The 14,446-nt window shown below is 69.9% G+C and carries 12 protein-coding genes, 1 pseudogene and 1 riboswitch; of the genes and pseudogenes, 6 read left to right on the top strand and 7 right to left on the bottom strand.

Annotated elements, in window-relative coordinates; translation table 11 throughout:
- Nucleotides 1-13 precede the first annotated feature (13 nt).
- The 3 genes from ACBJ32_RS34375 to ACBJ32_RS34365 all read right to left on the bottom strand — a co-directional run bounded on the left by ACBJ32_RS34375 (nt 14) and on the right by ACBJ32_RS34365 (nt 3,214).
- Entirely contained in the window at nt 14-238 is a 225-nt protein-coding gene (locus tag ACBJ32_RS34375) for a hypothetical protein (protein ID WP_357892754.1), read from the bottom strand.
- A gap of 71 nt (nt 239-309) precedes the next feature.
- Entirely contained in the window at nt 310-1,248 is a 939-nt protein-coding gene (locus ACBJ32_RS34370; protein WP_375130305.1) for an MBL fold metallo-hydrolase, read from the bottom strand.
- Between the two features lie 160 nt (nt 1,249-1,408).
- Entirely contained in the window at nt 1,409-3,214 is a 1,806-nt protein-coding gene (locus ACBJ32_RS34365; RefSeq protein WP_375130304.1) for an acyl-CoA dehydrogenase, read from the bottom strand.
- A 102-nt stretch (nt 3,215-3,316) separates the two neighbouring features.
- Between ACBJ32_RS34365 and ACBJ32_RS34360 the strand changes: the two genes are divergently transcribed.
- The 3 genes from ACBJ32_RS34360 (at nt 3,317) to ACBJ32_RS34350 (ending at nt 4,958) form a co-directional block, all read left to right on the top strand.
- Nucleotides 3,317-4,114 carry a class I SAM-dependent methyltransferase gene (locus tag ACBJ32_RS34360; protein WP_375130303.1) on the top strand — a complete coding sequence of 266 codons (798 nt, stop codon included), beginning with the start codon at nt 3,317-3,319 and terminating at the stop codon, nt 4,112-4,114.
- An 18-nt stretch (nt 4,115-4,132) separates the two neighbouring features.
- Nucleotides 4,133-4,199: riboswitch (guanidine-III (ykkC-III) riboswitch) on the top strand.
- A gap of 34 nt (nt 4,200-4,233) precedes the next feature.
- Nucleotides 4,234-4,548: a DMT family transporter gene (locus tag ACBJ32_RS34355; RefSeq protein ID WP_375130302.1), complete on the top strand. Its 315-nt coding sequence runs from the start codon at nt 4,234-4,236 to the stop codon at nt 4,546-4,548.
- A 29-nt stretch (nt 4,549-4,577) separates the two neighbouring features.
- On the top strand, nt 4,578-4,958 hold the full coding sequence (locus ACBJ32_RS34350) for a VOC family protein (RefSeq protein WP_375130301.1): 381 nt from the start codon (nt 4,578-4,580) through the stop codon (nt 4,956-4,958).
- 2 nt (nt 4,959-4,960) lie between these two features.
- Here ACBJ32_RS34350 and ACBJ32_RS34345 read toward each other — a convergent pair whose 3' ends face one another.
- Entirely contained in the window at nt 4,961-5,413 is a 453-nt protein-coding gene (locus ACBJ32_RS34345) for a hypothetical protein (RefSeq protein ID WP_357892742.1), read from the bottom strand.
- A gap of 83 nt (nt 5,414-5,496) precedes the next feature.
- Here ACBJ32_RS34345 and ACBJ32_RS34340 point away from each other — a divergent pair.
- Nucleotides 5,497-5,907: pseudogene (locus ACBJ32_RS34340) on the top strand (GNAT family N-acetyltransferase); the annotation flags it as partial.
- A gap of 42 nt (nt 5,908-5,949) precedes the next feature.
- Nucleotides 5,950-6,420 (top strand): GNAT family N-acetyltransferase, encoded by a 471-nt coding sequence (locus tag ACBJ32_RS34335; RefSeq protein ID WP_375130628.1) that lies wholly within the window; start codon nt 5,950-5,952, stop codon nt 6,418-6,420.
- Here ACBJ32_RS34335 and ACBJ32_RS34330 read toward each other — a convergent pair.
- A complete protein-coding gene (locus ACBJ32_RS34330; protein ID WP_375130300.1) occupies nt 6,407-8,413 on the bottom strand; it encodes a molybdopterin-dependent oxidoreductase in 2,007 nt (668 codons plus the stop codon). The genes ACBJ32_RS34335 and ACBJ32_RS34330 overlap by 14 nt on opposite strands.
- Before the next feature lie 214 nt (nt 8,414-8,627).
- On the opposite strand from ACBJ32_RS34330, the gene ACBJ32_RS34325 reads away from it, so the two are divergent.
- Nucleotides 8,628-11,003: a YbhN family protein gene (locus ACBJ32_RS34325; RefSeq protein WP_375130299.1), complete on the top strand. Its 2,376-nt coding sequence runs from the start codon at nt 8,628-8,630 to the stop codon at nt 11,001-11,003.
- On the opposite strand, the gene mgrA is transcribed toward ACBJ32_RS34325, so the two are convergent.
- Both mgrA and ACBJ32_RS34315 read right to left on the bottom strand, forming a co-directional pair.
- Entirely contained in the window at nt 10,972-11,970 is a 999-nt protein-coding gene (gene mgrA, locus ACBJ32_RS34320; RefSeq protein WP_357892857.1) for an L-glyceraldehyde 3-phosphate reductase, read from the bottom strand. The two genes, ACBJ32_RS34325 and mgrA, sit on opposite strands and share 32 nt — an antisense overlap.
- A complete protein-coding gene (locus ACBJ32_RS34315; protein ID WP_375130298.1) occupies nt 11,967-14,057 on the bottom strand; it encodes a S9 family peptidase in 2,091 nt (696 codons plus the stop codon). Before ACBJ32_RS34315 ends, mgrA begins: the two co-directional genes overlap by 4 nt.
- Nucleotides 14,058-14,446 lie beyond the last annotated feature (389 nt).

Raw genomic sequence — 14,446 nt, 5'->3', positions numbered from 1 at the left:
GACGCCCGGCCGCTCAGAGATCAGGCGGGTTGTTCTCGCGGTGCATCAGCCTGTTGTCGGAGGTCTGGCCCCGGCGAGGGGCCAGCACGATGCTCAGCACCACGCCCACGCCGCCGACGATCATGAAGATGAGGCCGATGACGTCCATGCGGACGCTCTGCCCGAACACGTCAGGGTCGATCGCGAACCTCAGGATGGCGCCAAGCGTGAGGAAGAAGATGCTTACCCCGACACCCATGACGACCTCCAGGCAAACGGCGAGTACAGCCTCGGTCATACCCGGCTATCGCGGATCACACCCGTCGCATCTCACGCCAAGCACGACAGGGGCCGGCCGCCGTTGTAGGTGATCATGTCGAGTACGGGCGCGACCAGGTCGATCGGCGCGCCCAGGGGCTGCCCGTCGAGCTCGGCGTAGGCGCGGTGCAGGTTGCCCACGATGCGCTCCGCGTCGAGCAGCCCCGCCCACTCGCCGAGGTCGGTCTCCCTGGCGGCCTCCAGCGGCGTCAGGCCCGCCTCCTTGCCCCGCCTGGCGGTCTCCTGGACGAAGCGCAGGTAACCCTCGACCGGCTCGTACGCCTCGGGCCCGCACACCTCGCCGTGCCCGGGCACGACGGTCCGCGCGCCGAGCTCCCGCAACTGCCCGATGGCCTGCAGCGCCCCGGCCACCGAGCCCATCAGCACGAACGGGGTGCCGCCGTTGAAGACCAGGTCGCCGGCGAACAGCAGCCGCCGCTCCGGGATCCACACGTAGGAGTCGTTGGTGGTGTGGGCGGCGTGCCCGACGTGCCGTACCTCGCAGCGCAGCTCGTCGGAGTGCAGGGTGATCCGGTCGGTGAAGGTGAGGAACGGCGGGGTCGGCTCCATCTTGCCCCACTCCACCTCGGGCGACCAGGCGGCGCGGTAGGCGGGCACGCCGTCGGCGATGATCTGCTCGCGCACGCCCTCGTGCCCGACGATCGTGGCCTCGGGGAACAGCCAGTTGCCGAAGGTGTGGTCACCGTGGTGGTGGGTGTTGACCAGCGTGGTGATCGGCCGGCCGGTGACCTTGCCGATGGCCTCGCGGAAGGCGCGCGTGCGGCGCTCGGTCGAGCAGGCGTCGATGACGACGACGCCGCGCCGCCCTGCCAGGAACCCGGTGTTGTTGATCCACCAGCTCCCGTCCGGCTGCAGGTAGGCGTAGACGCCGTCGGACACCTCTTCGACGCGCGGCGGCGGCAGGGGATGATCATGCGCGGAGGAGCTCATGCCAAGGAACGTACACAAGACGGCCGAGCGGCTCAGGACAGGGCGCCGCACAAGACGGCCGAGCGGCTGACGCCGAGGGACGCGCACAGAACGGCAGGGCGCCCGCACGCGGTCGGGCGCCCTGCCGGTGTGACTGCCGCGGGTGGCGGCGAGGTGTGGCTCAGAAGGCCTCTTCGGGCAGCTCCATCAGCTCCAGGTCGGTGGCGGCGAGCACGCGCCGCTCGGCGGCCAGCCGGGGCAGCACGGTCTTGGCGAAGAACGAGGCGGCCCCCACCTTGCCCTGGTAGAACGGGTCCTCACCCTCGGCCAGCCTGGCCAGCGCCACCTCGGCCTGGCGCAGCAGCAGCCAGCCGATGATCAGGTCGCCGAGCGCGAGCAGGAGCCTGGTGGTGTTCAGCCCGACCTTGTAGACCTCCTCGGGCGCCTCCAGCGAGCCGAGCGCCCAGCCCGCCATGGTGTCGCCCATGGCCTTGACCTCGGCCGCGGCCTCGGCGAGCAGCTTGCGCTCCTCCTTGAGCCGCCCGTTGCCGGCCTCGGACCCGGCGAACTCGTTGATCTCGGCCAGCAGCGCGCCGATCGCGGCGCCCTGGTTGCGCAGGATCTTCCTGAAGAACAGGTCCTGGCCCTGGATGGCGGTGGTGCCCTCGTACAGGGAGTCGATCTTCGCGTCGCGGATGTACTGCTCGATCGGGTACTCCTGCAGGTAGCCGGAGCCGCCGAGGGTCTGCAGGGAGCGGGAGAGCAGCTCGTACGACCGCTCGGAGCCGACGCCCTTGACGATGGGCAGCAGCAGGTCGTTCATGGCGGCGGCGTGCCGGTCGTCCGGGTCGATGAGCAGGGTGTCCTGGAACGTGGCCGTGTAGAGCACCAGCGCCCGCATGCCCTCGGCGTACGCCTTCTGCAGCATGAGCTCGCGCCGCACGTCGGGGTGGTGGGTGATGGTCACCCGGGGCGAGGCCTTGTCGGCCATCTTCGCCAGGTCGGCGCCCTGGACGCGGGCCTTGGCGTACTCGAGGGCGTTCAGGTAGCCGGTGGAGAGCGTGGCGATGGCCTTGGTGCCGACCATCATGCGGGCGTGCTCGATCACCATGAACATCTGCTTGATGCCCTCGTGCACCTCGCCGACCAGCCAGCCGATCGCGGGGTGCTTGTCGCCGAAGGTCAGCTCGCAGGTCGTGGAGACCTTCAGGCCCATCTTCTTCTCGACGTTGGTGACGTAGACGCCGTTGCGCTCGCCGAGCTCGCCGGTCTCCAGGTCCACGTGGAACTTCGGCACCAGGAACATCGACAGGCCCTTGGTGCCGGGGCCGTGGCCCTCGGGGCGGGCCAGCACGAGGTGGAAGATGTTGTCGGACATGTCGTGCTCGGCGCTGGTGATGAAGCGCTTGACGCCCTCGATGTGCCAGGTCCCGTCGGGCTGGCGGACCGCCTTCGTGCGCCCGGCGCCCACGTCGGAGCCCGCGTCGGGCTCGGTGAGCACCATGGTGGCGCCCCAGTTGTGCTCGATGGCCAGCTCGGCGAAGCGCTTCTGCTCCGGCGTGCCCAGCTTCCACAGGGTGTAGGCGAAGTTGGGGCCGGCCGCGTACATGTAGAGGGCGGGGTTCGCGCCCAGCACCATCTCGGCGGTGGCCCAGGCGAGGGTGCGCGGGATGCCGGGGCCGCCCAGGTCGGCGGGCAGGTCGAGGTGCGCCCAGCCGCCGTCGACCAGCGCCTTGTACGACTTCTTGAAGCCTTCGGGCACCTTGACGGTCGAGGTGGCCGCGTCGAACACGGGCGGGTTCCTGTCGCCCTCCTCGAAGGAGTCGGCGAGCACTCCGGTGGCGAGCCGGTTCATCTCGTCGAGCACGCTGCGCGCGACGTCCTCGTCCACTTCCGAGAAGGGCCCGGTGCCGAGGATCTCGCCTCTCCCGAAGACCTCGAAGAGGTTGAATTCCAGGTCACGCACGTTGCTCTGGTAGTGGCCCATGGGCGTCGATCTCCTTGAACCGAGGCATTTCTACTGGTGAGTAACCTTACTCTGAAATGCTACCCGCGGGTAACCCGTCATATGCGTGGCATGCTCGTCTCCATGGACGCCGCAGAACTCGCCGCCCGGTGGCGGGAGCGCCTGGAGTCGTGGGCGATTCCGGACGAGATCCTGGCCAAGGCCCCCGCGGATCCGTGGAGTCATTCGCCCGAGAGGTTCGGCACCCGTACCGACAGGGCGCTGGCCGAGCCCGACGACGGCCCGACCATGACCCGCCTGTCCGAGGCGCTGCCGGAGAAGGGCACGCTGCTCGACGTCGGCTCGGGTCCCGGCGCGGCCTCCCTGCCGCTGCACGCCCGCATCGGCCACCTCTACGCGGTCGACACCTCCGCCTCCATGCTGGAAGGGCTGACGGCCAGGGCGGAGAAGCTGGGCGTGCCGGTCACGACGGTCGAGGGCCGCTGGCCCGACGTCTGCGACCAGGTGCCGGTGGCCGACGCGGCCGTGGCGGCGCACGTCGTCTACAACGTGCCCGACCTGGCCGACTTCCTGCTCGCGCTGGACGCCCGCACGCAGGGGCGGGTGGTCCTGGAGCTGCCGCACCGCCACCCGATGAGCTGGATGGCGCCCCTGTGGCAGCACTTCCACGGCGTCGACCGGCCGGTGCGGCCCATCGCGGAGGACTGCGTGGCGCTGGCGGCGGCGCTCGGCTTCAACGTGCGGGTGGAGGAGAGGGAAGCCCCGCTGGAACGATTCACGTCGCTGGAGGAGCTGGCCGCCAGCGCGGTGCGCAGGGTGTGTCTCGACCCCTCGCGGGCGGAGGAGGTGGCGCGGACGGCGGCCGAGTTCGGCATGTGGCCGGTGCCGCGCGACCGCTGGGTCACGATCTGGTGGGAATGACCGGCCTGTCCTGCGCGTTCACCCTCATGAGCGGTTGAGCTCCCGGACGAGACGCGCCGTACCCGGTACGCCAAGACGACGCACTCCAAGTCAGTCTCGTCTCTCAGGGAGTGCTTCTCGTGGCGTGGATCGTCCTTGTTCTGGCCGGCCTCTTCGAGGTCACCATGGCCCTGTCGCTCAAGCTCAGCAACGGCTTCTCGCACCTGGGATGGACGCTGTCGTTCCTGGTCACCGCCGTGCTCAGCTTCGGCCTGCTCTCGTACGCGCTCAAGACGCTGGAGGTCGGCACCGCGTACGCCGTCTGGACCGGCGTCGGCGCGGCCGGCACCGCGCTGCTCGGCATGATCGCCATGGGTGACGAGGTGTCGCCGGCGCGGCTCGTCTCCATCGCCCTGATCCTGGCCGGGGTCATCGGGCTCAAGACACTGGCTTAACGGCTTTGGCGGTGTCTATTGTGTGATTCATGATCGAGATTCATGCCGTCACCATCGACGCCGCCGACCCGTACGCCATCGCGAGCTGGTGGAGCGAGGCCACCGGATTGCCCCTGGGCGAAGGAGACAAACCAGGCGACGACGAGGTCATGCTCCGCACCCACCAGGACCCGTTCCTGCTGTTCATCCGGGTCCCCGAGGGCAAGACCGTCAAGAACCGGGTGCACCTCGACGTCAACGGCACCGAGGGCAGGACCCGTGACGAGGAGGTCGAGCGGCTCGTCGGGCTCGGCGCGACCATCTACGACGATCTGCGCAAGCCCGACGGCTCCGGCTGGGTCACCATGCGCGACCCCGAGGGCAACGAGTTCTGCGTGTGCAGGAGTACTGCGGAGCGGGAGGCCCAGTAGGGTCACCGGCCGGACCGCGCTCGTCCCTGCATCGTGAGCGTCAGCACGCCGGCGATCAGGTAGACGAGCGCGCCGCGCCACAGCGCGTCGAAGGCCGAGCCGAACACCCCTTCGCCGTCGAGGACGAGCTGCACCGGGTAGTTCAGCACGGCCACGATGCCGGCCGGCAGCAGCGCGAACTTGAACGGGTGCTTGAGCGACCAGATCCGCGCCTGGCGGGTCACCCGGTCGCCCTCCTCCGGCTTGGACACCGCGCCGATCGCGGCGACCAGCGCGAACAGGCTGATGCCCAGGCCCAGCGACCAGACCAGGCCGGCGCCGCCGGTGAGCCAGCCCACGCCGTAGGTGACGGCGGCCGCGACGGCGCCGCTGATGGCAGCGGTCTTCCAAGGGGCGCCGCGCAGCGCGGCGCCGGACAGCGATACCTCATCGCGTCGACTGATTTCGTTGCTCATGTCTTCATGCTGCCTTTTGTCCTCCCCTGGGGGCATCGGGGTCTGACCCTGAGCTGTCCCTGGGAAACTGACATGATTCGGGCATGCGGGATATAGAGATGGTGCACCTCGGTCCGGGCGAAGGCGAGCGGCTGCGGGAGGTGCGGCTGCGCGCGTTGCAGGACGCGCCGGACGCGTTCGGCTCCTCCTACGCCCGTGAGATCGAGTTCCCGCCGCAGAAGTGGGCGGAGCGGCTGGCGGACCAGGACGCGCGCTGGTGGGTCGCCACGCGCGACGGCGCGGACCTGGGGCTGGTGTGCGTGCGCCTGGAGGAAGGCGCGGCCCACCTGCTGTCCATGTGGGTGGCGCCCGAGGCCAGGAAGGACGGCGTCGGCTCCAGGCTGGTGGACGCGGCCGTCGAGTGGGCCAGGACCACGGGAGCCGAGGAGATCGGCCTGTGGGCGGTGGACCGGAACCACGCCGCCCGCGCGCTCTACGCCCGTAAGGGCTTCACGCCCAGCGGCAAGGTGATGGCGCTGCCGTCCAACCCGGCCCTGATGGAGTCCCACTACGTGCTCTCCCTGCTCTTCAGGCAGGCGCGCAGGCAGGACGTGCCGGCCATCGTGGCGATGCTGGCCGACGACCCGCTCGGCGCCGAGAGGGAAGGGGATCCGAACGACGAGCGTTACCTGGCGGCGTTCGACCGGATCGACGCCGACCCCTACGACGAGCTGATCGTGGCCGAGCGCGACGGCAAGGTCGTGGGCACGATGCAGCTCACGTACCTGGCGGGGCTGTCACGGCTGGGCGCCGAGCGGTGTCAGATCGAGGCCGTCAGGGTCGCCGCCTCCACCCGCGGCCAGGGCCTGGGCCGCAAGATGATCGCCTGGGCGATCGACAGGGCGCGGGCGCGCGGGTGCGCGATGGTGCAGCTCACCTCCGACAGGTCGCGTACGGACGCGCACCGCTTCTACGACGGCCTCGGCTTCACCGCCTCCCACGTCGGCTACAAGCTCAAACTGAACTGATCTCCACGAAGTTGTCGTGGAAGCCGGGCCCCCTGCCCATGTCGGCGTCCCGCTCGGCCACGACGGCGTTCGGGTTGGCGCCGCCGGGGCTGAGCTTGGGCCAGCGGCCCTTCGGCGTGGCCACCACCCCGGCCGCCACCCGGTCGCTGATCTCCACGTTCGCCAGGAACTCGCCGCCGTCGTTGTGCACGCGTACCCGGCGGCCGTCCTCCAGCCCGCGCGCCGCCGCGTCGGCCGGGTTGACCAGGACCGTCGGCTCCTTGGCGCGCCGCAGCAGCTCGGGGTTGTTGCCGAACGTCGTGTTGAGGAACGTGTGCGAGGCGGGCGTGACGAGCGTCAGCGGGTACGGCGAACTCCCGGCGGAGGAAGCCGTGTACGACGGCACGTACGCCTGGCCCGCCGGCGGGAAGCGCAGCCGCCCGGAAGGCGTCGGGAAGCCCTCGGCGAACGGCGTGAAGGGGCGCGGGTAGTTCATCCGCACCCAGCCCTCCTTGCGCAGCCTGTCCAGCGTGACGCCCTCCAGCGACGGATGCCCGCTCGTCAGCAGCTGCTCGGCCAGCTCCAGGTCCGAGTCGTACAGCGACGGCTCGGTCATCCCCATGTGCGCGGCCAGCCGCCGGAACGTCTCCGTCGTGGACAGGCACTCGCCGGGCGGCTCCACGGCCTGCTCGTTCCACAGCAGGTACAGGTGCCCGTAGCCGGCGTGCAGGTCGTGGTGCTCGGTCTGCATGGTCGCGGGCAGCACGATGTCGGCGTAGTCCACGGTGTCGGTCGGGAAGTGCTCCATGACCACCGTGAACAGGTCCTCGCGCAGGAGCTGCCGCCTGATGGCGTTGGAGTCGGGGGAGGAGCCGACGGGGTTGGCCGCGTACACCCAGAAGCACTTGACCGATTCGAGCTGCGAGGCCGCCTTGGTCATGGTCAGCGTGCGCACCGGCGCCGCGAGCAGGTCGTCGCGGCGGTCCACGTTCAGGTGGACGTGGTCGCTGGTGGAGAAGGCGAGGCCGCCGCCGGGGTGGCGCCAGTCGCCGGTGACGCCGGGGATGGCGGCGATCACGCGCAGGGCGGCGCCGCCGCCCGCGTGCCGCTGCAGGCCGTGCGTGGCGCGCAGCGCGGTCGGGCGGGTGTGCGCCAGCCGCATCCCCAGCCTGTGGACGGCCTCGGCCGGGATCCCGGTGATCTCGGCCACTCGTTCCACCGGGTGGCGCAGGATCTCCTCGCGGAAGTCGTCCCAGCCCTCGGTGTGCTCGGCCAGGAACTCCTGGTCCTGGGCGTTCTCGGCCAGCACGACGTTGAGCAGCCCCAGCGCGAGCGCCCCGTCCGTGCCCGGCCTGATCGCCAGGTGCTCGTCGGCCTGGTCGGCCGTCCTGGTGCGGACGGGGTCGATGGCGACGACGTACGCGCCGTCCGCGCGGGCGTCCTGGATGAACTTCCACAGGTGGTGGCCGCTGGTCAGGGTGTTGGTGCCCCAGAGCAGGATCAGCTTGGACAGCGCGAAGTTCTCCGGGTCCATGCCGGCCGCGGTGCCGAGCGTGCGCCGCAGCCCGGCGTTGCCCGCCGCGGAGCAGATGTTGAGCCAGTGCCTGGAGGCGCCCAGCAGGTTCCAGAAGCGCCGGCCCGCCACGCCCTCGCAGCCTTGCAGGTAGCCGAGGGTGCCGGTGCCCAGGTACGGCCAGATGGCCTCGCCGCCGTGCTCCTCGACGATGCCGCGCAGCCGTACGGAGATCTCGTCGAGCGCCTCGTCCCAGGTGATCCGCTCGAACTGGCCGGAGCCCTTCGGCCCGGTGCGGCGCAGCGGGTACAGGATGCGGTCCCGGGCCTGGGTGTGCTCCAGGTAACGGTTGACCTTCACGCAGAGCGCGCCCCGGGTGTAGGGCTGGTCGGGGTTGCCGCGCATCTTGACGGCCCTGCCGTTCTCGACGGTCACCACCCAGGAGCAGGTATCCGGGCAGTCCAGCGGACATGCCCCCAAAACCCTCAATTCACCCGACATGGGACACAGCCTACGTCCACCCGCTACCAGGAATTCAGAGGTGAACAGTGGGAAGTGCAGCGTGTAGCCTGCCCCGTGCGACACTGCGGGGACGATTGAGCACACTGGAAGTCAGAGATCGTATGGTCCGGCACGGGAAGGTGCGGAATCGCTGTCGGTGGCCGATATCAGGGAACGAGATGACACGGAGGGCCTCGCGGAAGGGGAGCCGGCCGTGGCCGAGTCGCGCGCGGAGAACGACGTCTACGTCGTGGAGCCGCTGCTGCCCCAGCGCCTGCGCCGCCCCTCCGACCTGCTGCGCTTCTTCGCCACGCTCATCGTGCTCGGCGCGGTCATCCTGCTCGCCCTGGTAGCCAAGCAGACCCTCATCGGGCTCGAGGCCGACGTCAAGGAGGGCGCCGAGCTCGTGCCGCTGCTGAGCAGGATCGCCACCTTCCTCGGTGGCGCGGCCGTGCTCATCGTGCCCACGGCCTTCGCGGTCGAGCGCGTCTTCCACCGCGACGGGCTGCGCGTCGCGGAAGGGCTCATCGCCGCCATCGTCGGCATGGCCGGGTCGTTCCTGCTCGGCCAGTGGCTCGTCGGCGGCAACATCGACGACCTGCGCGTGCTGCTCACCGGCGACCGCACCATCGAGCCGCTCAACACGCTGCTCACCTCGGTCATCGCCTACTCCACCGCCGTCCGCATCTCCCGCCGCCCCACCTGGCGGATGCTGATGTGGACCACCATCGCGCTCTACATCCTGGCCCTCTTCTCCGGCCGCCAGATCACCATCCCCAGCGCCATCGTCACCGTCCTGGTCGGCATGGCCATCGGCTACGCCACCCTGTACGGCGTCGGCAGCCCCAACACCCGCCCCCCGGGCAACGCCGTGGTCGCCGCCCTGCGCAAGCTGTCGTTCGTGCCCGTCTCCGCCCGCCGCGTCGAGGACGACCACCAGGGCAGCCGCCGCTACGCCATCGGCCTCAAGGACGGCTCCAGCCTCGACGTCACCGTGCTCGACCGCGACCGGCAGGTGGCCGGCCTGCCGTACCGGCTGTGGCGGCGCATCAGGCTCAACTCCGAGACCAGGCGGCGCGCCATCAGGTCGCTGCGCGCCGAGCTCGAACGCGAGGCCCTCATGGCGTACGCGGCCCAGGCGGCGGGCGCCAGCACCCCGCGCCTGCTCGGCACCAGCGAGATCGGCACCGAGGCCGCGCTGCTGGCCTACGAGCACATCGAGACCCGGCCCCTCGACGAGGTGCCCGACGCCGAGATCGACGACGAGCTGCTCGCCCAGATCTGGGAGCAGGTCGAGCTGCTGCAGATCCAGCGCCTGGCGCACCGGCGGCTCACCGGCGACAGCATCCACCTCGACCGCGACGGCCGCGTCGTGCTCACCGACGCGCGCAGCGGCGAGGTCGCCGCCGGAGACCTGCTCCTGCGGCTCGACGTCGCCCAGCTCCTCACCTACCTGTCGCTGCGCGTCGGCCCCGAGCGCTCGGTCCGCGCCGCCGCCAACGTCATGGGCCCCGACGCGCTGGCCGCCGCCATGCCGCTGCTCCAGCAGATCGCCCTCACCAGGGAGACCCGCGCCGCGCTGGCCAAGGCCAAGAACGTGCTGCCCGGCATCCGCGAGCACATCGTCGCGCTCAAGCCGCAGAACAAGGTCGAAGAGGTACGCCTCGAACGCTTCCGCCCCCGCACCCTGATCACCATCATCGCCAGCACGCTCGCCGCGTACATCGTGCTCTACCAGCTCAGCCAGGTGGACGTCTACCACGTCATCACCACGGCCAACTGGGCCTGGTCGGGGCTGGCGCTGGTGGCCTCGTTCGCCAGCTACGTGGCCGCCGCGTTCATGCTGCGCGGCTTCGTGCCCGAGCACCTGCCGCTCTGGCGGACGGTGCTGGCGCAGTTCGCGGGCTCGTTCGTCAAGCTCGTCGCGCCCGCCGCCGTGGGCGGCGTCGCGATCAACACCCGCTACCTGCAAAAACGCGGGATCCACCCGGCCAGCGCGGTCGCCAGCGTCGGCGCCTCCCAGCTCATCATGCTGGTCTTCCACATCCTGCTGCTGGCGCTGTTCGCCTACATCACCGGCTCGACCACCCCCACCTCGTTCACCCCGTCACGCACCCTCGTCCTCGTGCTGCTCGGGGTGGCGGTGCTGGTCGTCGCCGTGCTCGGCGTGCCGCCGCTGCGCCGGCTGGTCACCTCACGGCTGCGCAAGCTCTTCTCGAACGTGCTGCCGCGCCTGCTCGACGTGCTCCAGTCGCCGCGCAAGATGATCGAGGCCTGCTTCGGCACCCTCTCGATCACCCTCGCGTTCATCGTCTGCCTCGACGCGTGCGTGGCCGCGTTCGGCGGCACGCTCAGCTTCACCGCCGTCGCGGTCGTCTTCCTCACGGCCAACGCGATCGGCTCCGCCGCACCCACACCCGGTGGTCTGGGCGCGGTCGAAGTCGCGCTCGTGGGCGGCCTGACGGTCGCGGGCGTGCGACCCGAGCTGGCCACCTCGGCGGTGCTGCTGTACCGGCTGCTCACGTTCTGGCTGCCGGTACTGCCCGGCTGGGCGGCCTTCACCTACCTCCAGCGGAACGACGCTCTGTGATCTTGTCGATGGCCTGCAGCTCGTCCTCCGTGAAGGCCGGGCCGTCCACGCACGCCACGTTGTCCTCCAGCTGCTTGACGCTGCTGGCGCCGATCAGCACGCTCGTCACCCTCGGGTCCCGCATCGCCCACGACAGCGCCATCTGAGCCAGCGTCTGCCCGCGCGTCCTTGCGATCTCGTCGAGGTCGCGCGCCAGGTCCCGATCGATCCGGTCGCTGCTCAGGAACCGGCTGGTGGCGGCCCGCGAGTCGTCCGGCACGCCCTCCAGGTAGCGGTCCGTCAGCAGCCCCTGCGCCAGCGGCGAGAACACGATGCAGCCCATCCCCGCCTCCTCCAGCGTGTCCAGCAGCCCGTCCTCGATCCAGCGGTTGATCATCGAGTAGGAGGGCTGGTGGATGAGCAGCGGCGTGCCCAGCTCGCGCATGATCCGCGCGGCCTGGGCGGTCTGCTCCGGCGAGTAGTTGGAGATGCCCGCGTACAGCGCCTTGCCCGAGCGCACCGCCCGGTCCAGCGCGCCCATCGTCTCCTCCAGCGGCGTCTCCGGGTCGGGGCGGTGGCTGTAGAAGATGTCCACGTACTCCAGCCCCATGCGCCGCAGCGACTGGTCGAGGCTGGCCAGCACGTACTTGCGCGACCCCCACTCGCCGTACGGGCCCGGCCACATGTCGTACCCGGCCTTGGTGGAGATGACCAGCTCGTCGCGGTAGGCGGCGAAGTCCTCGCGCAGGATCCGGCCGAAGTTCAGCTCCGCCGAGCCGTACGGCACGCCGTAGTTGTTGGCCAGGTCGAAGTGGGTCACCCCGAGGTCGAAGGCGCGGCGCAGGATCGCCCGGGAGTTCTCGATCGGCCGGTTGTCGCCGAAGTTGTGCCACAGGCCCAGCGAGACCGCCGGCAGCTTCAGCCCGCTGCGCCCGCTGCGGTTGTACGGCTGACGCTCGTAGCGCCGCTCGTCGGCCTGGTAGGTCATGACGTGCCCCTCTCGATGATCCACGACAGCGCGAAGGCCTCCTCGCGCCACGCGTCGTAACGCCCGCTGCGGCCGCCGTGCCCCGCGCCCATCTCCGTCTTCAGCAGGAACGGCCCGCCCTTCGCGGTCGCGCGCAGCTTCGCGATCCACTTCGCCGGCTCGTGGTAGAGCACGCGCGTGTCGTTGAGGCTGGTGATCGCCAGGATCGGCGGGTACGGCCTGCCGTCCACGTTCTCGTACGGCGAGTACCCCTTCATGTACGCGTACACATCGGCGTTGTGCAGCGGGTCGCCCCACTCGTCCCACTCGATCACGGTCAGCGGCAGCGACGGGTCGAGGATGGTGTTCAACGCGTCCACGAACGGCACCTCGGCCACCACGCCCGCGAACACCTCCGGCGCCAGGTTCGCCACCGCGCCCATCAGCAGGCCACCCGCGGAGCCGCCCCTGGCGATGACCCGGTCGCTCCAGCCCGACTCCTTCAGGTGCCTGGCCACGGCCACGAAGTCGGTGAACGTGTTGCGCTTCCTGGTCAGCTTGCCGTCCTCGTACCAGCGGCGGCCCATCTCACCGCCGCCGCGCACGTGCGCGACCGCGAAGACGAACCCCCGGTCGAGCAGCGACAGCCGCGGGACCGAGAAGCCGGGGTCGATGGAGGTCTCGTAGCTGCCGTACCCGTACAGCACGGTCGGGGCGGGCCTGGCCGCGTCCTTGCGCTTGACGATGGACACGGGGATCTTCGTGCCGTCCTCGGCCGTGGCCCAGTCGCGGAACTGCTCGTAGTCGGCCCGGTCGTAGCCGCCGAGCACCGGGCGCTGCTTGAGCAGGATCAGCTCGTGGGAGTCGAGCTCGTAGTCGTACACGCTGGGCGGGGTGACCATGCTCGTGTACGCCAGCCGCAGCCGCGTGGTCGTGAACTCGGGGTTGCCGGCGGGGCCGACGTCGTACAGGGGCTCGGGGAAGTCGATCTCGTACGCGTTCCGCTCGGACGCCTCCACCCGCTCGTGCCAGGTGTCACCCGCGCCGCTGTACGGGAGCACGCGCAGGCCGGTCAGGCCCTCGCGGCGGAAGTGCACCACGGCATGGTCGGAGAACGCGTCGATCTCCAGGAGCCGGGTGTCCTCGCGGTGGGCGATCAGCGGGGTCCACGTGCCGGGGTCGTCGAGGGGAGCGGTGGCCAGCTCGAAGTTCTCGGCGTTCTCGTTGTGGAGGACGTAGAAGAAGTCGCCCGCGTGCTCGATGCCGTACTCGACGCCGGTCTTCCTGGGCCGCACGACCTGGAACTCGCCGGCGGGGTCGGCGGCGTCGAGGATGCGCACCTCACTGGTGATCTTGCTGCCGGCGGCGAGTACGAGGTACTTCTCGCTGCGGGTCAGCCCGATGCCCACCCAGTACCGCTCGTCGCTCTCCTCGTAGACCAGCACGTCCTCCTGGGTGCCCAGGGTGTGCCGGTAGACCTGGTACGGGCGCCAGGCGTCGTCCACGCGCGTGTAGAAGAACGCCGAGCCGTCGGCCGACCAGGCGCCGCCGTAGAAGATGTCGGTGATCTCGTCGGGGAGCAGCTCGCCGGTCTCGAGGTTCTTGAACCTCAGCGTGAAGCGCTCGTCACCCTTGTAGTCGGTCGAGAACGCCAGCATCGTGCCGTCAGGAGTGACGGAGCTGGCGCCGACCGAGAAGAAGGGGCTGTCGCCGGCGAGCTCGTTGCCGTCGAGGATCACCTGCTCGCGGTCCAGCCTGATGCCCGGGGTGATCACCGGGGGAGCGTCGCTGTCGGCGGGGACCCGGCAGGAGACGGCGTACTGCTTGCCCTCCTCGGTACGGGCGAAGTACCACCACCGGCCCTTACGGCTGGGCACGGACAGGTCGGTCTCCTGCGTGCGGCCCTTGATCTCCTGGAACACCTGCTCCTGGAGGTCGGACAGATGGGCGGTCTGCTGCTTGAGAAAGTCGTTCTCCGCCTCCAGATAAGCGGTCGTGTCTGGATCTTCCTTGTTGCTCAGCCATGCGTACTCGTCGATGACGGTGTCGCCGTGATGGGTGCGCTTCGTGGGGACCTTCTTCGCCACTGGCGGCGTGTTGCTGCTCACGTGGGGAGTCTATGTTCGGTCGTGATCGTTCTGTTGCCGGAGAAGCGAGCGAACCGTCCCGAGCTGTCGAGAGGCGCTGCTAATCTTTAGGAGCCGACGCGGTGCGGCGCAACCCTCCTCCTTCACTCCGGTGACTTTGGTGTGTTGTGCCTCTTTTGTCGGCAATCCCCTGTGGCGCGCCGCTTCGGAGATCGATTCGCAGATCGGTCGAAGGGCTGGTAAGTTAGAGGGGTTGTCTCCGAAAGGGGGCAGGGATTAATTCCCGCAGGTCGAGCAAGTCGGGTCAATTTGACAGAGACTTGAACGGCTGGAAGAATTAAGACCACAACGACGAAATGAACGCCTCCGAGCGGGGGCCGCGAGAGCGGGCCTGGTGAGGAAGTACGCGT

It is taken from the genome of Nonomuraea sp. GTA35 (genome assembly GCF_041950525.1).
In the GTDB taxonomy this organism is placed as follows: Bacteria; Actinomycetota; Actinomycetes; order Streptosporangiales; family Streptosporangiaceae; genus Nonomuraea.
Note: the sequence above shows the minus strand (reverse complement) of the source record. Positions and strands in the feature narration are given on the sequence as shown.